The sequence below is a fragment of the Bacillus sp. CDB3 genome (assembly GCF_002081505.1).
Classification (GTDB): Bacteria; Bacillota; Bacilli; order Bacillales; family Bacillaceae_G; genus Bacillus_A; species Bacillus_A cereus_AT.
Genome location: NZ_ALBR01000101.1, coordinates 158,711 through 180,514, shown reverse-complemented (window position 1 = coordinate 180,514; position 21,804 = coordinate 158,711). Strand labels below are relative to the sequence as shown.

Genomic DNA, 21,804 nt, shown 5'->3' with positions numbered 1-21,804 from the left:
TCCCCCTTACTTATGAATACGAACTGACACATTCATTCCAGGAACAATATTTACTGATTTACTATGATCTAAAGAAATTTTAACTGGTACAACTTGCTTTACTTTCGTATAGTTCGCTGTTGCGTTACTTGATGGTAACATCGAGAATGTATTCGCTGTTGTTAATCCAACTTGTTCTACTTTTCCTGTTAACGTTGTATCTGGGTATGCATCTACATATACATCTACTGTTTGACCTTTTTGAACATCATCAATAGTTGTCTCTTCAATGTTTGCTGTTACCCATAAATTACTCATATCAAATGCGTATGCAATTGGGCTACCTGCTCCAACGAACGCGTTTGTTGTTGCGTTTGATTGTACAACCGTAGCATTTTGCGGAATTGTTATATCTACTGTTTGTTCACCATTTGCTCCTGCTACAGTGACAGCACCTAATTTATCGTTTTCATTGTAGTTTTTTCCTACTTCAGCTTTCCAGTCTGTTAACTTACCTGCTACTGGTGATGCAATCGGAATTACCTTTCCGTCAATTTTTGCATTGTCTGTTTTTAAATAATTTTCTGCTTGATTGTAGTAGTAATAACCGCCGATACCGCCGCCAACTAATACAATTAATGTGATAATGTTGATAATTACCATTCTTCGAAACTGATTCATTGCATTCCTCTCCTTATATCGCATATAATTTTTTTCTAAACTATTTACATCCTTATTGTTTATATTGTTTAATTGTTAATTATATTAACTTTTAAACAAAAAAATCACACCCTTTGCAGTACAAACCTTATTTCGTCTGTCTGCGAGCGGTGCTGATTTCTGAAGGACTATCGTTTATAATTATAAATAATTATGCCGAATCTACAACCGACAATTTAAGTATGAAATGTTGCTTAAACAACAATACAATATCATTGTGTTGTTTAAGTGTAAAAAATTAAACAAGGAGAAGTAACAATGTCTATTAAAAATACAAATGATCCACGTGTAAAACGAACGAGACAACTCATACAGGATGCTTTTGTCGCTTTAGTAGGCGAAAAAGGATTTGAAAATGTAACTGTCCAACATATTGCAGAACGTGCTCCTGTAAATCGCGCTACGTTTTATAGCCATTACCAAGATAAATATGACCTATTAGAAAAAAGTATCGAAGAAATGTTAGAGAAGTTAACAGAAGTAATTAAGCCGAAAAATAAAAATAAAGAAGAGTTTCAACTTACATTTGATTCACCAAATCCAACCTTTTTAGCTTTATTTGAACATATTGCAGAAAATGTGAACTTCTATAACGTTATGCTTGGTGATAAGGCAGCTGGGAACTACTCTTATAAAATGATGAAAACAATCCAAACACATTTAACGTTGAGCTTATCTATTTCACAGCCAGATGATACAGAACTTATGGTTCCTCGTGACATTCTTATTAGCTATGTGACAGGTGCTCATATCGGAATGATTATGTCTTGGTTAAAAAGAGGCATGATATATACTCCGCATTTCATGGCAATGCAATTAACTCGCTTAATTATTTTAGGAGCCCATACTGCAGCAGGATTAGAAAGACCGTTTTAAAAATAGAAAAAGCGAAGGAGGTTATCCTTCGCTTTTTCTATTAATTAAATGTAATGTTATGTACAGCCTCTTTATCAAGACGTTTAATAACTTCTACAATTAACTTCACTGCATTTTCATAGTCATCACGGTGTAACATTGCCGCATGAGAATGAATGTAGCGTGTCGCAATCGTAATTGCCATAGACGGAATACCGTTTACAGAAATGTGAATTGCTCCTGCGTCTGTTCCCCCGCCGGCTACAGAATCATACTGATATGGAATTTGTAATTCATCAGCAACATCAACTACAAAGTCACGTAAACCTGTATGACCAATAACAGAAGCATCATATAAAATGATCTGCGGTCCATCGCCCATTTTACTTTGCGCTTCTTTTGCCGATACACCTGGTGTATCACCAGCAATACCAACATCTACAGCGAATGCGATATCTGGCTTAATATAGTTTGCAGATGTTTTCGCACCACGAAGACCAACTTCTTCTTGTACAGTCCCAACGCCGTATACAACGTTTGGATGTTTTTCATCTTTTAATTGTTTTAATACGTCAATTGCAATTGCACAACCAATTCGGTTATCCCATGCTTTTGCAAGTAACATCTTTTCATTCTTCATTACTTGGAATTCAAAGTAAGGTACAACTTGATCTCCTGGTCTTACGCCCCACTCCATTGCCTCTTCTTGGCTAGAAGCACCAATATCGATGAACATGTCTTTAATGTCAACTGGCTTTTTACGAGCTTCTGGAGGTAAAATGTGCGGTGGTTTCGAACCAATCACACCTGTTATATCTCCTTTACGCGTTACAATTGTTACGCGCTGTGCCAGCATAACTTGCGACCACCAGCCACCAACCGTTTGGAAACGAAGGAAGCCTTTGTCATCAATTTGCGTAAGCATAAAGCCAACTTCATCTAAATGACCTGCAACCATAATTTTCGGGCCGTTTTCTTCCCCAACTTTTTTCGCAACTAAACTTCCTAAATTATCAGTAGAAAGTTCATCTGCAAACGGCTCAATATATTTCTTCATTACTTCACGTGGTTCGCGCTCATTACCCGCAATACCGCGTGCGTCTGTTAATTCTTTTAGCATTGTCAATGTCGCGTCTAATTTTGTCATTGCCAACACCCTCCTTTTTCTTCAGTCACTTTATTATACAAAAGGAAATTGAAATATTCAAAAATTAATTTAGTATCCTTGTGTTTGACGCTGATGATTTACTTCATTTTTGTCTAAATACGCCTTTTCAATCTCTTCTTGTTCAAATTCAAGCGCTTGTCCAAGGCGAAGATAACTTGTAAATAGTTCAATATAGTTCGTAATAGAAGGTTGATCTGTAAATCGAATCACTTTTGCATATGTGTCTAAGAAAATTTCTACTTGTGTTTTATTCGTTTGCGCACATTTATAGAATAAGAAGTTTTTATCAATTCCTAAATCGATTCCGATTGATAAGATAAAATGCAAACCATCTACGTATTCTTCTAATATTACTTCACGCTCTGATGCTGGTTTGTTGCTCCAATATTTAAAACAACGTGTTTCATTTGCAAGTTCTCCAATTTCTACAAGAAGAGCTAACATTTTTTCTTTTAACAATTTTTTCGGTTGTAAGTCATGTTCTTTCACAATACGGTCATCTAATTCTTTTTGTAGTTTAAATAGTTGTAGTAAGTCCATTCTATTGTCCTCCTCCAACATCGCATTTTACGCAACAATGTTGTTTCATCTCAAAGTTCATTATTATTTTTCAGTTCTTATTAACAAGTCAGCTACCTAACTCTTTATAAAATAGCTTGTCCTTAATTTGCAAATACGTTTCAATCATCGCTATTCAATTGTTCACCTCATTGGTGATGGCTAATATTTAGCCGAGGATAACACCCCACTGATTAAAGTTTTACTTTATCTGATGAAAGTTCCATATCATCTTTCCATTATAGCAGTGTCGTTTCTGCTAGGAAAGATACTCTTCTTTCCAAAGGAGCATAAATAAAAAAAGCCAGGAGGATTCTCCCGACTTTATACACATATTCTTCTATATCACTATAGTTTTCGCATTGATTTTGTCATATCGATAACGATAATACTAAAGGATTTTGCAAATCATTGAATTTTTACAATAAATGTAAATAAAAAACCTTAGAAGAAAAATCTTCTAAGGTTTCAACTAATTAATTAGTTAATGTTGTTTTTTGCAACTGTTGCTAATTCAGCGAAAGCTTTTTCGTCATGAACAGCTAAGTCAGCAAGCATCTTGCGGTTAACTTCGATGCCAGCATTTTTAAGACCGTGCATTAAGCGGCTGTAAGAAAGACCATTCATACGAGCTGCTGCGTTGATACGTGTAATCCATAATTTACGGAAGTCACGTTTCTTTTGACGGCGGTCACGGAATGCATACATTAGAGATTTCATAACCTGTTGGTTAGCAACCTTGAATAATGTATTTTTAGAACCGTAATAACCTTTTGCTAATTTTATTACTTTTTTACGACGTTGACGAGTAACTGTACCACCTTTTACTCTTGGCATAATATTACCTCCTAATTGTTCTATATATCAGCCGAACTTATTTTAAGTTGTCAAGCATTTGACGAATGCGTTTGAAGTCACCAGCGCTTACTACACCAGCTTTACGTAGTTTACGTTTAGCTTTTGTAGATTTGTTAGCGAATAAATGGCTTGTGTAAGCGTGAGAACGTTTCAGTTTACCTGATCCAGTCTTTTTGAAACGCTTTGCAGCGCCGCGATGAGTTTTTTGTTTAGGCATAGGTATTTCCTCCTCTATCTATTACTTATCGTTTTTCGGTGCTAAAACTAAGAACATACTACGTCCTTCCATTTTAGGCTTAGATTCGATTGTACTAACTTCAGCACAAGCTTCTGAGAAGCGATCTAAAACACGTTGACCGATTTCTTTATGAGTAATGGCACGTCCTTTAAAGCGAATTGACGCTTTAACCTTGTCGCCTTTCTCTAAAAACTTGATAGCATTACGAAGTTTTGTGTTAAAGTCGTGTTCATCAATTGTTGGACTTAAACGAACTTCTTTCATGCTGATTACTTTTTGATTTTTACGCTGTTCTTTTTCTTTCTTCTGTTGCTCAAAGCGGAATTTACCGTAGTCCATAATGCGGCATACTGGCGGTTTCGCATTTGGAGCAACTAATACTAAATCAAGATTAAGATTTGCAGCTAAGTCTAAAGCGTCATTACGAGACTTGATTCCAAGTTGATCGCCATTTGCGCCAACTAAACGTACTTCACGTGCACGAATTTGCTCGTTAATCATCATATCCTTGCTAATAGTAAGCCACCTCCAAGGTTTTTTCAGAATATGTTTTGTAATTGTAGAACCCGAACAAAAAAAGTGCGGGCATACGGCACCCACACTTGTAATATCTTAAGTAAGAAATACATTTACCTGCTAACTGCGAATGCGTCCATCAGGTGAGAAGCGGGTGCTTCTACTTGTTCCAAAACCATATTCTATTATCCTTGATGAGTTTATCATAGGACATGACGTCTGTCAAGAAGACGCGATGTGTTTTACTAACAACAAGAAATATTGTAACAAACAACTAACATACTTGCAATACTTTTTTATGATAAGTGTTACATGGTTATTTTTTCTAATTTCTTTCACTTATATTACATAGAAAAGCCGCGGTATACCGCGGCTTTTTCTTATCGTTTTCCTTCTACTTTAATCATGTCAACAAAAGCATCTAATGCAATTGTTTCTGATTTTTGTTCACCATATTTACGTACGTTTACGCCGTTTTCAGCCACTTCATTGTCACCTACTACAAGCATGTACGGGATTTTTTGCATTTGTGCTTCACGGATTTTGTAACCAATTTTCTCTTCACGAGTGTCTAATTCAACACGGATACCAGCACGTCGTAATTCATCTTGTACTTTCTTCGCATAGTCTAAATGCACTTGCGGAGAAACAGGAATTACTTGCGCCTGAACTGGAGCTAACCAAGTTGGGAATGCGCCTTTGTATTCTTCAATTAAGAAGGCTACGAAACGTTCCATAGTTGATACAACACCACGGTGGATTACAACTGGACGATGTTGTTTACCGTCTTCACCAACGTAAGTTAATTCAAAGCGTTCCGGAAGTAAGAAGTCTAATTGTACAGTTGAAAGTGTTTCGTCTTTTCCAAGAGCAGTACGAACTTGAACGTCAAGTTTTGGACCGTAGAATGCCGCTTCACCTTCAGCTTCATAGTAATCAAGACCCATTTCATCCATAGCTTCTTTTAACATACCTTGTGCTTTTTCCCACATCTCATCATCAGCATAATACTTTTTAGTATCTGCTGGGTCACGATAAGATAGACGGAATGAATAGTTTTCTAAGCCGAAATCTTTGTACACTTCTAAAGTTAAGTTTACAACACGTTTTAACTCTTCTTTAATTTGATCCGGACGAACGAAAATGTGCGCATCATTTAAAGTCATTCCGCGTACACGTTGTAATCCAGATAACGCACCTGACATTTCATAGCGGTGCATTGTTCCAAGTTCCGCAATACGGATTGGTAATTCACGGTAGCTGTGAATATCATTTTTATAAACCATCATATGGTGAGGGCAGTTCATTGGACGAAGAACTAACTCTTCATTATCCATTTCCATTGATGGGAACATGCCATCACGGTAGTGATTCCAGTGACCAGAAGTTTCATAAAGCTCTCTGCTTCCTAGCACTGGAGTGTATACGTGATCATAGCCTAAGCTCGCTTCTTTATCAACGATGTAACGCTCGATAATACGGCGGATTGTTGCACCTTTTGGTAACCAAAGTGGTAAGCCTTGTCCTACTTTTTGGCTATTAGTAAATAGTTTTAACTCTTTACCTAGTTTACGGTGATCGCGCTCTTTCGCTTCTTCAAGCATACGTAAGTGCTCATCTAATTCTGTTTTCTTAACGAATGCAGTACCGTAAATACGTTGTAACATTTTATTATTGCTGTCGCCGCGCCAGTAAGCACCTGCAACACTTAATAATTTAAATACTTTAATTTTCCCTGTAGATGGAAGATGAACACCACGGCAAAGGTCGAAGAATTCGCCTTGCTCATAGATTGAAATAACTGCATCTTCTGGAAGATCGTTAATTAAATCTAATTTTAACTCATCGCCGATTTCTTCAAAGCGACGAAGTGCTTCTGCACGTGGTACTTCATGACGAACGATTTCTAAGTTCTCGTTTACAATTTTTTGCATTTCTTTTTCGATTTTCTTGAAGTCTTCAACTGTAATCGCTTCTTCCATATCGATATCGTAGTAGAAGCCATTTTCGATTACTGGACCAATGCCAAGCTCAAGCTTAACATCTTTATATAAACGTTTTAACGCTTGCGCTAAAAGGTGAGCTGTTGAATGGCGTAAAATGTATAAGCCATCTTCAGAATCTAATGTAATAATAGAAACTGCACCATCTTCTTCGATTGGTGTAACAAGATCGATCATCTCATCGTTTAATTTTCCAGCCACAGCTTTTTTCTTTAAGCCTGGGCTAATAGAAGCTGCGATTTCTTCAGTTGTTACGCCTTTTGGAAACTCCTTCACAGCTCCATCAGGGAAAGTAATTTTAACTACATCTGCCATCACTGGTCACTCCTCTTTTTTTCAAAATAAAAAACACTCATCCCGTAAAAAGGGACGAGTGTTGAATTCGTGGTTCCACCCTTGTTCCAATTAACCTTATTGTTAATTGCTCAAGTTCAACATAACGGTGTTGTCCGTTAGCAATTACTAGAAAAACGTTCACTGCTAAAGTTTAGAGGTGGTAAGTAATAATCCCGTACTAGGAAGCTCACACCCTAAGGCTTCCCTCTCTGAAAATCGTAGATAACTACTCATGTCCTCATCATGACATTTCAATATATTTCATTTATGTAGGTAATTATATGCTCAAAAACTTAGAAAATCAAGGGCGTTACCTTTATTTTTTAAATTTTTCACATTGCGCTCAAACTCATGTAATCCATGTAATTGGACCCGTTCTTGAAATACATTTCGCAAAGTAATGATCATATTATGATCTTGTTCTTTCGTATATAAATAAATCTTTTTCGGCGAAATAGAAAGAAGTGGCGCAATTACTTTCGTATCGATATATACGTCCTTTTGCTTTAATAATTCCTCATCTATATATTGGACCAACCTCTCCTGTTTTAAACGTCTACCTTTATCATCATAGAAAATAAAACTTTCATCAAAAATAAGATGCACACAGGACAAACGTGATTTCCGGCTACTTACTTGTTGACGAAGGGTCTCAATGAACATTTGGTATTCCTGCTCCATCTTATACTCATCAATTGCAACTTCAGCAAGCCTAGCTACCATTTCTCTATATGTACGAAGACGAAAACGAACATATGATGAAAACGAGAATGAAAGCGGATCACAAAGCCAATCATTTAAAGATGACATAATATAGGTCTCAAATTTATGACGCGTTAAATCACGAGCCACTCCTTTTCTTCTTTCTTTTAATATCTCCTGTGCCATATGCAAGATTTGATGACACTCTTCTTGTTCTTCGTAAAAAAACTTTTCCTTTAAAATGGTATGAATCCATTCATTTTGTTTCACATTCATAATGAAATATAGTAGTACTGGCAATAAAATCTTTTCAATATAATTCGATTCACATAATGGTATATGAATAATAACCTTTTGCCCATCTAAATATACACTTGTTTCCTTGTATAAAGATTCCGTTCTTTTCGTTAGTTGTCTGTATACGTGCGCAGCATCATTTTTTTCTTCGAAGCAAATTTCAATCACTTTTGTCCCCCCTTTTATCCCCGCTCTAAAGGATTGCATCTATACGTTACAAATCCTATAAGAGTCCGATCTGTGGAAGTTCACTCTTAGTAGAAATATAACTCCCATCGTTAGAAAATCCACTCGATATGGCTTGCTAATTTTATATATATTAAGGGGGAGAGAAAAAAATGATACAAGCTACTATGAATTTTCAACAATTTGACCATTATGATAAAGTGAAACTTTAATCAGTGGAGGTTTTGTTCGTCCCCCACTGATTATTAACCTCCACCAATCGGGCGTTTACGAGCAGCCCTACTCCCACAAATAGCGGGATAAAGTGAAACTTTAATCTGTGAAGGCGTCCTCATTCCCTACTAATTATTAGCCCTCACGAATTAGGATAAACGGACGGTATTAAGATGTTTGAGTATATACATTATAAAAATCAAATCGAAAGGTTCCTTCGTCATATGTAAACTGCTTAAGAGTTACTACATCGTTATGAAGAAAGTGTTAGTTTTAGACACCTTGAATACTTTGATCTTATCTCCAAAACATCATCACTATAACAAAAAAGAGCAAGCTTCTCAGCTTGCTCTTTTACTTATGACGACGGTTCTTCCCACCAATTGGAATTGGCTTCGCTAAATATTTAATTCGTTCCATAATACGTGCTGCTTTCATTTGCTCTGCCTCACCGCGTTGTGTATACGTTAAATGATGTTCCAACTCCTTGAAATCAAAGTTAGACGTAAAGAACGTCGGTAAGTTTTCTAACATACGGAACTGCAAGATTGCGCCAAGCACATCATCACGCACAAAACTTGACATCGCTTCTGCTCCGATATCATCTAACATTAATACTTGTACGCGTTTAACCGCATCAATCTTTTCACCAATCGAATTATCTTGAATCGAACTTTTAATTTCACGTAGAAATTCAGGGAAGTATACGAGCATCGAACTAATTTTCTTTCGAGCAAGCTCATTTGCAATTGCCCCTAAAAGATACGTTTTCCCTACACCAAATTTACCGTACAGATATAAACCTTGTACTTTTTTACCCGGTTCGTATGTGTTTAAAAATTCATTCGCTGCACCTATTGCATCAATACGTGCATCTAACTCTGAAGGGTCTAAATTTTCCATAGTTGCCTGTAAAATGTCAGCTGGCATATATACACTTTGAACAAGTTTTTCATATTTTTTTCTCTCATCATATGCTACTTTTCTAATACAACGATCGTATTGAATATCAATCATCTTACCTTGGATGACGAGCTTCGGCTCATATCCTTGTAGCATGTTTTTACATGACCCTAAATCCGGACAATCCGCACACCCTACACTTTGTCCAATATATTCATACAACTTCACAAGACTTCGTTCAATCATCGAAGTCGTTACTTCACCTTTATGTTCGTCTATAAATTCTTTCACACGCGGGTGCGCCATCACTTCTGTCTTTAAGACTTCATATCTATTTTTAAAATTTTTATTTTCCATTAATTTCGCAAATGAATTTTGAATATGCTCCATTTCCTCACCTCAAAGAGCGTTCATTCTTTTTTATTAATCACGCTTATATTTTTTCAACACTTCTTCTAATCGCTTCCGCTCATCTTCTAACGAACTTGTATTTTTCTCAACACTCATGTCCGTTTTCACAGTTTCTTTCACTTCTTCTTTCGGCTCTTCTTTAAGCCAATCTGGTACCATTTCTCTTCGTACCGTTTTCTTCGCCGTACGGCCTTTTTTCTTCGTCTCAGCCCACTCTTGATATTGGCGGTTTTCTTCTTTCGCTAACGCCATCGCTTCAGCTACTGTACCGACCTTTTTTCGTGCCCAATGTCCAGCGATCTTCTCAACATACGTTTTCGCAAGTTTCATATCTGAGCGTAGCATAACATAATAAATAAGTACATTCACAACCCCTGGCTTTAACTTTTGGTTTATCATTACATCCTCAACAATTTGCAAGTCTGCTTTCGTTGCTTCTGCACCGCCTGAAATCTCTTTCAATAGTTGTTTTGGCGATATTTCCTCTAACTGCTTCATTAGCATTTCTTCCTGCGTAGATGGCTCTTTCTCTTTCATCGTACGTGCAGCATGAGGTTGCACTCTTTCACTTAATACAGGTAATGCTTGACCATTTTCAAATTGGTACCAATCGCGAGCTCCTTTTCGAAGTCTTTCGATATCAATTGTTTGCATCTCTGTCACCGTACCAAGAACGATATTTTGCATTGATAACACATCCACACCGTACACATAAGCGAGTGTAATGACACATTCTCGTACTTGATCTGTAATCGCCTTTTTAGGAACAAGCGCTGATAACCCTTCCACAAATAAAGGGAAATCAAAGAAATCATTCCAAACCTTCGGAGCATCCCCCTTCTCGTTACTTGGCATAGTTGTCGTTTTGGGGATACGAAGTTCTTCTTGCGCATGCTCAAACTGACCTGGGTTAAATGAATCAAATACATCATTGAAGGAGCGCGTAACATTTTCATAAGAAGCAAAATCGAATTCTTCTTCTAAGAAATATTGCTTTATTTGGTTATATTTTGTCCGACTCAATCGATTGTATAAAAAGATACTTAAAACAATATCATCAAAAAACTGCTTCGGAGATAACGGTGGTTGCAACTCATATATAAACATTCGAATATCTTTTTCTTTTTTAATATATACATTTAAAAGCCCAATCGCCTCTAACTTTACTCGTTCCTCATATATTTCAGGAAGTTGCATTTGCATGGTCACCATAAGGGAGTGATGTGTATTCTCTTTTCCAAATACACGATCTTGCTCTAACTCTCCCCATAGCGTCATGTATAAGCTAAAAGCTCTACTACCTATTAATGGCTGATACAACATTGTTAAAACTTTCCGGTCGTAATTATGTAACAACCCTTTCGCACTTACCTTATAACGATCAATCGGCAATAGCTCCATCCATGACTGTTTTTCCATTCTTGCTTTTCCTTTCTCTCATCCAATCTAACCTATATTTCACTCGTTCTATCTTTATTATATAATTTCTTAGCGAAAAAGAGCTATTAGCTTCCGCTTCTAGCTCTCTTATCTCATTTACTTACAGTATATAAAGAGAATATACTACACCTTCTACTCTCTCTCTTTTTGCAGTATATCTTTTAATTCTTCAATAAATACATTTAAATCTTTAAATTGACGATACACAGAAGCAAAACGTACGTAAGCAACATCATCAATATCACGAAGTTCTTCCATAACAATTTCACCAATCATATCACTTTTCACTTCTGATATACCTAAGTTACGAAGTTCACGCTCCACACTTTGTGTTACTTCCTCTAACTGTCTTAAAGATACAGGTCTTTTTTCACACGCTTTAATTAAACCGCGTAAAATCTTCTCTTTATTAAACTCTTCTCGTGTTCCTTCTTTTTTAACAACGATAAGAGGTGATTCTTCTACTCTTTCAAATGTTGTAAAGCGACTTAAACAGCTTTCACACTCTCTTCTTCTTCGAATAGAGCGCCCCTCGTCTACCGGACGCGAATCTAACACTCTTGTGCCATTATGAAAACAGGATGGACAACGCAATTCATTCACTCCTTTACAATATAATCTTTATTTTTTCGCTACTCACCTACATGTGAAAATATATATACAATATTATATAACTCATTCTTATACACTGACCACTCTAAGTTATTACACATCATGATCCTATTTTATATAAACTAAAAAAGAGGTGCATTATACACCTCTTTACATTTTAAATCAATTATGTTCTTTTTTAAAGAGCTTTTGTTTCTCTCTGCTTAATTTCGAAGCTACCAGTGCCTCGAGGAAGCTCGATGCTCTCACGCGTTTTCGCGTTTAAACCTTCTGCAATATATTCTGCAGCAACATTGGGATCAATACGATCCCCACAAGTATAAACATCAATACTTGCGTAACCGTGCTCCGGAAAGCTATGAATTGTTAAATGTGATTCCGAGATAATTACTACTCCACTTACACCTTGTGGTGCAAATTTATGAAAAGCAACCTCACGTACTTCAGCACCAGCTCTTAGTGCTGCATCCACAAATAATTGTTCAATATACGGCATGTCATTAAGCTTGTCGAAATCGCAATCCCAAAGTTCAGCAATCACGTGACGACCCATCGTATCCATAGTATCCATTCTACAGTTCCCCCTTGTAAATTTATTCTAACTGTTCGAATTGAAAACTAATTTGCAATTTGGCTTGCTCCACTACCACGGGGGAAAGTTAGTCCAGAGAGGTCCTAACCCTTTAAGTAGTGACTACGTACCTCAGCTCTTAAGTTTACGAGTGTTAGTATACTTTGTTTATTTTCATTTTGCAACAACAGTTTTTTCGATTTTCTGTCATATTTTCCTCTTTACTTTTCCCTAAAAAAAATTAATGATTCACGAATACAGTAATCCCAACGTTTCGTGGTATGTCCACTATTTGAAAATATACTTATATAATTTTTTTCCTTTTCAGAAAAAAATAAAAAAGAGGGCAAATTTTCACTTGCCCTCTCTCTCGTTCACTTAAATATGTTGCACATTTTTTTGTTTCGCTAATTCATCAACAACTAACGTTACAAGATCTACAACACGACGAGAGTAGCCCCACTCGTTATCATACCAAGCAAGTACTTTCACTTTACGATCACCCATTACCATTGTAGACAAACCATCAATAATAGCTGAGTGTGTATTTGTATTAAAATCGATAGACACTAAAGGCTCTTCGCTGAATTCTACAATTCCTTTTAATGCACCGTTTGCAACAGTTTTGAACGCTTCATTAATATCTTCAACTGTTACATCACGTTTCACGTCTACTACTAGGTCAACAAGAGACACGTTTGGTGTTGGTACACGAAGTGCCATACCATGAAGTTTACCGTTTAAGTGCGGAAGAACTTTTGATAGCGCTTTCGCAGCACCCGTCGTTGTCGGAATGATAGACTGTCCGCAAGCACGTGCTCTTCTTAAATCTTTATGTGGGTTATCAATATTTTTTTGGTCATTTGTATAAGCATGAACAGTCGTCATTAAACCGTTTTCAATTCCGAACTGCTCATCTAACACCTTTACAACAGGCGCTAAACAGTTTGTTGTACAAGATGCATTTGAAATAACAGTATGTTTTGTAATATCTAATTGGTCTTCGTTCACACCAACTACAATTGTTACATCTTCATTTTTACCAGGCGCTGTTAAAATAACTTTTTTCGCTCCAGCTTCAACGTGAAGAATTGCTTTTTCTTTCGAGTTAAATTTACCAGTTGCTTCAATTACAACTTCAACACCTAAATCTGTCCAAGGCAATTCCTTTGGATCGCGGTTGTTTAAAAGGCGAATCATTTTCCCATCAACTAATAAGTGATCTTCAAATGCTTCTACTGTTCCGTCAAACTTACCATGAACTGTATCATATTTAATTAAATGTGCTAACGTTTCTGATGGATAGCTTGCATTGATTGCTACAATTTCGAATGCGCTTTCTTTTATTGCTTGACGAAATACCATTCTCCCAATACGTCCAAATCCATTAATTGCCACACGAGTCATAATATGTTATCCCCCTTGAATGCGTTATACTATTTATCTCCAATCCCAATAATAGTATAACACAAAAAGGGGATATGTCACTAAGCATTTTCATTAATTTCACAATTTTTTAGTTAATAATGTTCCACTTCTTTAAAATCACCTGTAATTGTGTTTTCGTTCCCATAATTGTGCCATCATTATTTATCACTTCATCTGCACGCTTTACTTTTTCTTCCAATGGCATTTGAGATTGAATACGCGCCGTTGCTTCTTCTTCTGAAAAATTATTTCGTTTCATTAAACGTTCTAATTGCGTACTCGGCATAACTGCTACAACTAAAACACGATCAACGAGATTTGTTAAGTTACTTTCAAACAAAAGAGGGATATCTAACACAACCGCTTGCATACCTTCTTTTATGTACATCTCCTTTTGCGCATTCATTTCTTCACGTACCGCAGGATGCACAATTTTGTTTAACTGCAATCGTTTTTCTTCATTATAAAAAACGACACTTCCTAATTTAGGTCGATCAAGCTCCCCATCTTCTTGTAGCACTTCCGTTCCAAACACCTCTACAATTTTGTTATATGCTGGCTTTCCTCGTTCTACAACTTCTCGTGCAATAATATCAGCATCAATAACTGGTATATTTAGTTCACGAAACATTTCTGATACCGTACTTTTTCCGCTTGCAATGCCTCCCGTTAATCCAATTACCACTGTCATAATAATCCTCCTCACAATATAAAAGGCGCGAAACTAATGTTCCACGCCCATACTTACATTTTCCAAATTCCAATAATAATGAGTAATACCCCAGGCAGGAATGTAAATTTTTGTAACCACTTCATATTCGACAAAACCGTACCAAGCTTCATTCCAATAAATAAAAATAAAGAACTCATAACCGCGACTAATATAGCCATCATAGCAGGTGCATAACCTAATAAGGATGCACCAATTCCAGCACCAAACGAATCGACAGAAAGAGCAATACCGAGAAGTAGCGCTTCACCTGCAGATATAGTTCCTGATTTATCAAAATCCGCAACAGTCGGTTTCCTCAAAATTTGAATCACTAGCCCTAGAGAAGCAATTTCTAATTTCCAAACCTTCTCCTCTTGCTTCGGTTCTTCTTTTTTATCACTCCGAAAAAATTGATATAATACCCAAATCCCGATTCCAATAAGAACAAGCCCACCGATACGCGTTGCGATAACAGGTGAAAATATTTTCGCGATCATATGTCCAATTCCCATGGATACGAGCATAACAGCTGCTGAACAGATCCCGATAATTATAATTGATCTTAGTGGAATTCTTACACTCCTTAATCCGTATGTTAGCCCTACACTACAGCTATCTAAGCTTAATGTAAAAGCTAATAAAATAAGAGATAAATAAAGGTACATCGGTAAGCTCCTCCCTTATACATAGCTCTGCTGTATGTATATGACAAATGCCTATCCGATGTTATCTCTTTTCTATATTCTCGGCTGACAAATCGGGCAGTAATGCGTTCCTCTTCCGCCAACAACTGTTTTTTCTAATATCGTACCGCAAGTCACACAAGGTTCTCCTTTTTTTCCGTATACATTTAGAAGTTCTTGGAACGAACCAATTTGCCCTTGTGAGTTGATATACGTTCGAATTGTACTTCCGCCACGCTTCACTGCTTCGCCTAGCGTTGTAACAGTCGCCTCATAAATCCGTTCAATTTCTTCTACTGTTAAAGATGACGCTTCTCGTTCCGGATGAATTTGAGAACGGAATAAAACTTCATCTACATATATATTTCCAAGCCCTACTAAAAGACGCTGGTCTAATAATACAACTTTTATTTTACGATTTGTTTTTTGCAATCTTTCTTGTAAATACTGCGGTGTCAATTCAGCATCAAATGGCTCCGGGCCTAAGTCAGCAAGAGGCATTCGATTCAACTCTTCACCTTTCTTAAAGAGATGCATCGTACCAAACTTTCTCACATCTTTATAATGTAATTCAGTTCCATCTGTAAATAAGAAACGGACGTGCGTATGTTTATCAATTGGCTCACCCTCTTGATGAAGTAAAAACTTACCTTCCATACGCAAATGTGAAACAATGACATAATTCGTTACATATAAAAGCAAAAACTTTCCTCTTCGCTTTATATTTTCAATTGTCTCGCCTCTTAGCATTTCTTTAAAGATTTCTGCATCATCCGGTCGTTTTACTATTTTGGGATAAGTAATAACGACATCTTCAATCGTTTTTCCTGTTACAAGATTTTCAAGCGTCCGTCTAACGTTTTCAACCTCTGGTAATTCCGGCATTTCATCACGTCCTTATTTTGCATCGTACCAAGTTGGACCGTAAGAATAATCAACTTTCAATGGAACGGCTAGTTCAATTGCATGCTCCATTACTTCAGGTACAAGCTTCTCTAATTTTTCAATTTCTTCTTTTGGTGCCTCAAATATCAATTCATCGTGTACTTGCAGAAGAAGACGTGCTTGTAATCCTTCTTCTTCTAGACGATCTGCCATAATAATCATCGCTTTTTTAATAATATCAGCCGCACTACCTTGAATTGGTGTATTCATAGCTGTACGCTCAGCAAAGCTACGTAAATTGAAATTACGACTCGTAATTTCCGGAATATAACGGCGACGATTTAATAATGTAACCACATACCCTTTTTGTTTCGCATCTTTTACGATTTCATCCATGTATTCTTGTACACCAGGGAAACTTTCTAAATACTTTTCAATAAATTCCGCTGCTGCTTTTCTTGTAATTCCTAAGTTTTGCGAAAGACCATAATCACTAATGCCATACACAATTCCGAAGTTAACAGCTTTTGCTTGTCGCCTCATGTTAGATGTTACTTCATCTTTTCCAACACCGAATACATCCATAGCTGTTTTCGTATGAATATCCATGTCATGTTGGAATGCTTCAACTAACCCTGGATCATTTGCAATATGAGCAAGCACACGAAGTTCAATTTGTGAATAATCAGCCGCGTACATGATCCATCCTTCTTCTGATGGAACGAATGCCTGACGAATCTTTCTTCCTTCTTCTAATCGAATCGGGATATTTTGTAAGTTCGGATCTGTTGAACTTAATCGACCTGTTTGCGTTAACACTTGATTGAAACGAGTATGGATTTTAGATGAATCTTCATGTACAACTTTCAATAAACCTTCAATGTAAGTTGAATTTAGCTTTCCTAATTGACGATAATGTAAAATATTTGGAATAATTTCATGATGATCCATAAGTTTATCTAATACATCCGCCGACGTAGAATAACCTGTTTTCGTCTTTTTAATAACTGGTAAGTTTAAGTTCTCAAACAGAATAACCCCAAGTTGCTTCGGTGAATTAATATTAAATTCCGTTCCCGCAAGCTTATAAATTTCCTGTTCCATTTCCTTTAATCTACCTGCAAGTTCTTCTCCCATATTACGAAGACGCTCCGTATCAACTTTTACACCTTTTACTTCCATATCAGCTAATACACGCGCAAGTGGTAATTCTAACTCTGTAAACAATTCATATTGCTCGTTCTTTTTTAATTCTTCTAAGAACGTTTGCTTTACATCATATAATACATGCACTTTACGAGCTACATGCTCCGCTACTACATCTAACTCTGGAACTGCACGCTTCGCACCTTTTCCGTAAACTTCTTCATCCGATTTCACGGCATGCGTTTCTTTCATTTTCGCTACAGTACGGAAATCTTTATCCGTATCAGCTGGATCAAGTAAATAAGCAGCGATTAATAAATCAAAGTCAATTCCTTGAATATCTACACCGTTCCATTTGAGTGCAACGATAGCTCGCTTCGCATCAAATGTATGCTTTCTCATTTCTCCATTTGCAAGCCATGCTTTGAAAGCATCTGATTTAAGAGCAATGTCTGCCGAAATAAAGTAACAACCATTTTCATTTTGAATACCAAAACCTTGAATATCCGCTTTATGATAGTTATCTTCTTGCACTTCTACAATAAGCGCACTATCTTGCTGAAGCATTTCTTCTGTAACTTCTTCCACAATATCAAATGTAATATCATCTAATTCAGCTGGAGCTGTTTCTTCAGGCGTAACACCTAGCTTATTTAAAAGAGATGTAAATCCTAAATTCTCAAACATTGGAATAACATCACTTGGTTCATACCCTTTATATGCCATATCATCTACATGCACAGTAATTGGTGCGTCTGTAATAATCGTCGCAAGTTCTTTACTCATAAGTGCTTGTTCTTTATTTGCTTCTAACTTTTCTTTTAATTTTTTTCCGCTCACTTGATCTAAGTTTTCATATACTGCTTCAACCGTTTCAAATTGCGTTAATAATTTTATGGCTGTCTTCTCACCAACACCTGGTACACCTGGAATGTTATCTGATTGGTCTCCCATTAAACCTTTCATATCGATAATTTGCTTTGGTGATAAGCTATATTTCTCAAATAAAGCTTCTTTCGTATATTCATCTACTTCTGTAATCCCTTTGCGCGGAATACATACAAGTGTATTATCAGAAACAAGTTGAAGTAAGTCTTTATCTCCTGAAATAACTTTTACATAAGCCCCTTGCTCACTCGCTTCCTTCGCTAGGGTTCCCATAATGTCATCCGCTTCATAGTTTTCTAATTCATAGCGCGGAACATTAAATGCATCAAGTACTTCGCGAATAAATGGGAATTGCTCTGATAACTCAGGTGGAGTCTTTTGACGTCCTCCCTTGTAATCACTATACGTTTTATGACGGAATGTTGTTTTCCCCGCATCAAACGCCACAAGCATATGCGTCGGTTTTTCTTCCTCTAGTATCCTCATTAACATCATTGTAAAACCATAAATTGCGTTCGTATGTATACCTTTGTCGTTATTTAAAAGCGGTAGTGCAAAGAAAGCACGATACGCGATATTATTACCATCTACTAATACGACTTTTTTTTCCAAACTACAAACCTCCCCATACATATTTGAAACGATTTTTTCCACAGAAAAAAACCGTTCCTTTCCTCTCTCTATATTAACATGACTAATAGAGAGAAGAAAAATAACGGTTATTTTCCTATATATAAATCGGCTTATATTGGCATAAAGGGAAGTGACGAGAATAGCACAACTACTCTCGTCCAAAATTACTCCTTGGATGAAGGGGTTTTCATCTATTATATTAACAGAGCTTTATTAATATTTAATTAAGCCATTGTTAATATATTGTAAATATCCTTCACCCTATTTTTCAGTAGCTGATTTTGGCAAAACAACCGTAAATGTTGTTCCTTCCCCAACCTCACTATCCACCGTAATCGTACCTTGATGTGCTTCAACTAAATGTTTTACAATTGATAATCCAAGACCCGTTCCACCCGTATTTCTACTTCTCGCTTTATCAACTCGATAAAAACGTTCGAATATACGAGGGATTTCTTCTTTACTAATACCAATTCCAGTATCCGAAACCTTTATATACGCATTATATTTATCCTCTAATAATTCAACTGAAACAACGCCACCAGCCGGCGTATATACGATTGCATTATTAATTAAATTAATAAAGATTTGTTTTAAGCGGCTCGGATCTCCAATAACGGAAACTCGTTTCAATACATTCACTTGTAAAGAGATTTCTTTTTCACCCGCTTTATTATCGAGCACCATGTGAATATCTTCAAGAATCTCCTTCATATCAACCGTACCCATGTTTAATCTAAACCCTTGCTGCTCGATTTTTGACAAATCTAATAAATCTTCAATTAATCCTTGCATGCGTTCACTTTCTTTTAAAATAATATGCAAGAAATGTTCGCAGAATTTTTTATTATCCATCGCTCCGTCTAAGAGTGTTTCTGAAAAACCTTTAATAGAAGTAATCGGTGTCTTCAATTCATGAGAAACATTCGCTAAAAAGTCTTTTCTCATTTGTTCTAATTTCTTTAACTCTGTAATGTCATGGAATACGAGAACAATTCCTTTCCACTCATGGTTTGTCCCAATAATTGGCGCTCCGTATACTTCGAAATGCTTTCGCTCAATACCAAGCGGCAATAACATTTGTTTACGCACTTTCACTTCTGTCATGAAAATTTCTTCCACAAGCTCAATAATTTCCGTATGGTGAAACGATTCATAATATAAACGGTCTAAATATTCTTCATCTGTTACGTGGAAAGTCTCCTTATAAGAGCGGTTTACAAGGTTTATATAACCACGGCTATCAATTAAAATCATTCCGCTTCCCATATTTTCAATTAATGTGTGCAAACGATCTTGTTGCATTTCTTGTTCGAGTGTCATCTCTTGTAAATTACGAGCTAAAATATTAATTGCTTTACTTAGCATTCCTGTTTCATCCGAATGACTTTCATATGCACGCGCTTTATAATTACCCTTCGCTAATTCAATCGCAACTTTCGTAACCGATTCAATCGGCCTAATATATTGTCCTGTAATTTTGACACCTAGGAATACAACTACGAGACAAGCAATGACAAATCCGATAATTAATAATCCCCACGTTTTTTGGTGAACGTCCCTCAAAGTATCGATTGTACTTTTCACCAAGATGTATCCTTGTTTCCCTTCTACATCCTGGACGAACACAGCATGATAAAACTCATTCTTTTGATCCGTTTCTTTCGTGATGACCTTATTTCTTTGTTTTGCTGTTTCAGAAGAAAGTTCTTTAATCATCTCTTGACTAAATATAGATTGTTGCCCTCCGCTATATTGAACTCTCTTTTTTTCATCAACAAATATAATGGAAGCTGGTATTTGTTCTTCTAACTTTTCAAATACATACGGCTTTTTTAAAACAGAATCAAACCCTTGCTCTTCTGCTAATACCGCGACATACTGTGTCTCTTTTACCATTCTCTCTTTAGCATGATCTATATAATAGTTTTCAAATACAGTTTCTAATAATACACCTAGTCCAACTAAAATAAAAACGATAAGAGAAACAAATGTAAAAAGAAGCCTGGAACGAAATTTATTCATCCCCTTTTGGCTCCTCTAATTTATAACCTAAACCACGTATCGTTTTAATGTACGTCGGCTTTTTCGTATTTTGTTCAATTTTATCGCGCAAATGGCTAATATGGACATCAACAATTCTTGTATCACCAGCAAAATCATAATTCCATACAGCGCTCAATAATTGGTCACGAGTTAATACACGACTTTTATTTTTCGCAAGATAAACAAGTAACTCAAATTCTTTCGGTGTTAACTCCAGTTTCCTGCCTTGGAAGTACGCTTCATAAAACTCCGGTAAAATTTTAAGCTCTGCAATTATGATGCTATCTTCATCTGGCGCTTCCGAAACTTGTTCTTCTTGCTGTAATTTCGTGCGGCGCAAAATCGCCTTCACACGAGCAACAACTTCCCTCGGGCTAAACGGCTTCGTCATATAATCATCAGCCCCAAGCTCAAGACCCAGTACCTTATCAAATTCATCATCTTTTGCTGTTAGCATTAATATCGGCGTCATAACACGCTGCAATCGTAATTCTTTACAAACTTCCATACCATCCATTTTCGGAAGCATTAAATCTAATATAATTAAATCTGGGCGTTCTGTTGTCGCTTTTTGAAGCGCCATTTCTCCATCCATCGCTGTTATAACTTCAAACCCAGCTTGTTGTAAATTAAATTCAATTAAAGTTAAGATAAACTCCTCATCATCAACTACTAAAATACGATTGTTCATTCTTTTCCTCCAAGTTATAGACTTGAAACCTTCTTCATCCTAGTATTTTCCCCGTTATTCTCATCATACTAGAAAACAAGGTCCCCCTCAATATAATTGTCTATTTGTGGAGTTAGATTACAGTAG

General features: G+C 36.4%; 20 protein-coding genes and 2 other annotated features. Of the genes, 1 reads left to right on the top strand and 19 read right to left on the bottom strand.

What is annotated here, in order from left to right; all coding sequences use genetic code 11:
• Positions 1-6: 6 nt before the first annotated feature.
• Positions 7-660, bottom strand: coding sequence for an HlyD family secretion protein (locus CDB3_RS27785; protein ID WP_128856682.1), 654 nt, complete (start codon positions 658-660; stop codon positions 7-9).
• Between the two features lie 297 nt (positions 661-957).
• Between CDB3_RS27785 and CDB3_RS27780 the strand changes: the two genes are divergently transcribed.
• The gene (locus CDB3_RS27780) at positions 958-1,575 is read left to right on the top strand and encodes a TetR/AcrR family transcriptional regulator (protein ID WP_128856681.1); all 618 of its coding nucleotides are present in this window, start codon (positions 958-960) and stop codon (positions 1,573-1,575) included.
• Between the two features lie 40 nt (positions 1,576-1,615).
• Here the strand turns inward: CDB3_RS27780 and CDB3_RS27775 are convergent, their stop codons facing one another.
• The 18 genes from CDB3_RS27775 to phoP form a co-directional block, all read right to left on the bottom strand.
• Positions 1,616-2,701, bottom strand: coding sequence for a M42 family metallopeptidase (locus CDB3_RS27775; protein ID WP_128856680.1), 1,086 nt, complete (start codon positions 2,699-2,701; stop codon positions 1,616-1,618).
• 69 nt (positions 2,702-2,770) lie between these two features.
• The gene (locus tag CDB3_RS27770; RefSeq protein WP_000365057.1) at positions 2,771-3,262 is read right to left on the bottom strand and encodes a dUTP diphosphatase; all 492 of its coding nucleotides are present in this window, start codon (positions 3,260-3,262) and stop codon (positions 2,771-2,773) included.
• 498 nt (positions 3,263-3,760) lie between these two features.
• The gene (gene rplT / locus CDB3_RS27765; RefSeq protein WP_001138362.1) at positions 3,761-4,117 is read right to left on the bottom strand and encodes a 50S ribosomal protein L20; all 357 of its coding nucleotides are present in this window, start codon (positions 4,115-4,117) and stop codon (positions 3,761-3,763) included.
• A gap of 37 nt (positions 4,118-4,154) precedes the next feature.
• Positions 4,155-4,355: a 50S ribosomal protein L35 gene (gene rpmI, locus CDB3_RS27760; RefSeq protein WP_001125945.1), complete on the bottom strand. Its 201-nt coding sequence runs from the start codon at positions 4,353-4,355 to the stop codon at positions 4,155-4,157.
• Between the two features lie 21 nt (positions 4,356-4,376).
• Positions 4,377-4,880 (bottom strand): translation initiation factor IF-3, encoded by a 504-nt coding sequence (gene infC / locus CDB3_RS27755; RefSeq protein WP_000973214.1) that lies wholly within the window; start codon positions 4,878-4,880, stop codon positions 4,377-4,379.
• A 63-nt stretch (positions 4,881-4,943) separates the two neighbouring features.
• Positions 4,944-5,064, bottom strand: a sequence feature (ribosomal protein L20 leader region).
• Between the two features lie 208 nt (positions 5,065-5,272).
• Positions 5,273-7,210 (bottom strand): threonine--tRNA ligase, encoded by a 1,938-nt coding sequence (gene thrS, locus CDB3_RS27750; RefSeq protein ID WP_097832084.1) that lies wholly within the window; start codon positions 7,208-7,210, stop codon positions 5,273-5,275.
• Positions 7,211-7,257: 47 nt separating this feature from the next.
• Positions 7,258-7,485, bottom strand: a binding site (T-box leader).
• Between the two features lie 31 nt (positions 7,486-7,516).
• Positions 7,517-8,398 (bottom strand): putative sporulation protein YtxC, encoded by an 882-nt coding sequence (gene ytxC / locus CDB3_RS27745; protein WP_097832085.1) that lies wholly within the window; start codon positions 8,396-8,398, stop codon positions 7,517-7,519.
• Between the two features lie 585 nt (positions 8,399-8,983).
• Positions 8,984-9,922 (bottom strand): primosomal protein DnaI, encoded by a 939-nt coding sequence (gene dnaI, locus CDB3_RS27740; RefSeq protein WP_097832086.1) that lies wholly within the window; start codon positions 9,920-9,922, stop codon positions 8,984-8,986.
• A 33-nt stretch (positions 9,923-9,955) separates the two neighbouring features.
• Complete coding sequence (locus CDB3_RS27735) at positions 9,956-11,362, bottom strand: replication initiation and membrane attachment family protein (RefSeq protein ID WP_128856679.1); 1,407 nt, start codon at positions 11,360-11,362, stop codon at positions 9,956-9,958.
• Positions 11,363-11,515: 153 nt separating this feature from the next.
• On the bottom strand, positions 11,516-11,977 hold the full coding sequence (gene nrdR / locus CDB3_RS27730) for a transcriptional regulator NrdR (RefSeq protein ID WP_001203686.1): 462 nt from the start codon (positions 11,975-11,977) through the stop codon (positions 11,516-11,518).
• 196 nt (positions 11,978-12,173) lie between these two features.
• Entirely contained in the window at positions 12,174-12,557 is a 384-nt protein-coding gene (speD, locus tag CDB3_RS27725; RefSeq protein ID WP_002003660.1) for an adenosylmethionine decarboxylase, read from the bottom strand.
• Between the two features lie 387 nt (positions 12,558-12,944).
• Positions 12,945-13,973 carry a glyceraldehyde-3-phosphate dehydrogenase gene (locus CDB3_RS27720; protein WP_097832088.1) on the bottom strand — a complete coding sequence of 343 codons (1,029 nt, stop codon included), beginning with the start codon at positions 13,971-13,973 and terminating at the stop codon, positions 12,945-12,947.
• A 109-nt stretch (positions 13,974-14,082) separates the two neighbouring features.
• Complete coding sequence (coaE, locus tag CDB3_RS27715) at positions 14,083-14,685, bottom strand: dephospho-CoA kinase (RefSeq protein WP_128856678.1); 603 nt, start codon at positions 14,683-14,685, stop codon at positions 14,083-14,085.
• 53 nt (positions 14,686-14,738) lie between these two features.
• A complete protein-coding gene (gene ytaF / locus CDB3_RS27710) occupies positions 14,739-15,371 on the bottom strand; it encodes a sporulation membrane protein YtaF (protein ID WP_000281731.1) in 633 nt (210 codons plus the stop codon).
• Between the two features lie 72 nt (positions 15,372-15,443).
• Positions 15,444-16,274 carry a DNA-formamidopyrimidine glycosylase gene (gene mutM, locus CDB3_RS27705; protein WP_128856677.1) on the bottom strand — a complete coding sequence of 277 codons (831 nt, stop codon included), beginning with the start codon at positions 16,272-16,274 and terminating at the stop codon, positions 15,444-15,446.
• Positions 16,275-16,286: 12 nt separating this feature from the next.
• A complete protein-coding gene (gene polA, locus CDB3_RS27700; RefSeq protein WP_128856676.1) occupies positions 16,287-18,920 on the bottom strand; it encodes a DNA polymerase I in 2,634 nt (877 codons plus the stop codon).
• 282 nt (positions 18,921-19,202) lie between these two features.
• Complete coding sequence (gene phoR, locus CDB3_RS27695) at positions 19,203-20,966, bottom strand: sensory box histidine kinase PhoR (RefSeq protein WP_128856675.1); 1,764 nt, start codon at positions 20,964-20,966, stop codon at positions 19,203-19,205.
• Positions 20,959-21,678: a two-component system response regulator PhoP gene (phoP, locus tag CDB3_RS27690; protein WP_002122968.1), complete on the bottom strand. Its 720-nt coding sequence runs from the start codon at positions 21,676-21,678 to the stop codon at positions 20,959-20,961. The genes phoR and phoP overlap by 8 nt, the downstream gene beginning before the upstream one ends.
• Between the last annotated feature and the right edge of the window lie 126 nt (positions 21,679-21,804).

Excerpts from the sequence above, each read along its gene's own strand:
- CDB3_RS27785 (WP_128856682.1), bottom strand. The coding sequence starts at position 660 with ATGAATCAGTTTCGAAGAATGGTAATTATCAACATTATCACATTAATT.
- CDB3_RS27780 (WP_128856681.1), top strand. The coding sequence starts at position 958 with ATGTCTATTAAAAATACAAATGATCCACGTGTAAAACGAACGAGACAA.
- CDB3_RS27775 (WP_128856680.1), bottom strand. The coding sequence starts at position 2,701 with ATGACAAAATTAGACGCGACATTGACAATGCTAAAAGAATTAACAGAC.
- CDB3_RS27770 (WP_000365057.1), bottom strand. The coding sequence starts at position 3,262 with ATGGACTTACTACAACTATTTAAACTACAAAAAGAATTAGATGACCGT.
- rplT (WP_001138362.1), bottom strand. The coding sequence starts at position 4,117 with ATGCCAAGAGTAAAAGGTGGTACAGTTACTCGTCAACGTCGTAAAAAA.
- rpmI (WP_001125945.1), bottom strand. The coding sequence starts at position 4,355 with ATGCCTAAACAAAAAACTCATCGCGGCGCTGCAAAGCGTTTCAAAAAG.
- infC (WP_000973214.1), bottom strand. The coding sequence starts at position 4,880 with ATGATGATTAACGAGCAAATTCGTGCACGTGAAGTACGTTTAGTTGGC.
- thrS (WP_097832084.1), bottom strand. The coding sequence starts at position 7,210 with ATGGCAGATGTAGTTAAAATTACTTTCCCTGATGGAGCTGTGAAGGAG.
- dnaI (WP_097832086.1), bottom strand. The coding sequence starts at position 9,922 with ATGGAGCATATTCAAAATTCATTTGCGAAATTAATGGAAAATAAAAAT.
- CDB3_RS27735 (WP_128856679.1), bottom strand. The coding sequence starts at position 11,362 with ATGGAAAAACAGTCATGGATGGAGCTATTGCCGATTGATCGTTATAAG.
- speD (WP_002003660.1), bottom strand. The coding sequence starts at position 12,557 with ATGGATACGATGGGTCGTCACGTGATTGCTGAACTTTGGGATTGCGAT.
- CDB3_RS27720 (WP_097832088.1), bottom strand. The coding sequence starts at position 13,973 with ATGACTCGTGTGGCAATTAATGGATTTGGACGTATTGGGAGAATGGTA.
- coaE (WP_128856678.1), bottom strand. The coding sequence starts at position 14,685 with ATGACAGTGGTAATTGGATTAACGGGAGGCATTGCAAGCGGAAAAAGT.
- ytaF (WP_000281731.1), bottom strand. The coding sequence starts at position 15,371 with ATGTACCTTTATTTATCTCTTATTTTATTAGCTTTTACATTAAGCTTA.
- mutM (WP_128856677.1), bottom strand. The coding sequence starts at position 16,274 with ATGCCGGAATTACCAGAGGTTGAAAACGTTAGACGGACGCTTGAAAAT.
- phoR (WP_128856675.1), bottom strand. The coding sequence starts at position 20,966 with ATGAATAAATTTCGTTCCAGGCTTCTTTTTACATTTGTTTCTCTTATC.
- phoP (WP_002122968.1), bottom strand. The coding sequence starts at position 21,678 with ATGAACAATCGTATTTTAGTAGTTGATGATGAGGAGTTTATCTTAACT.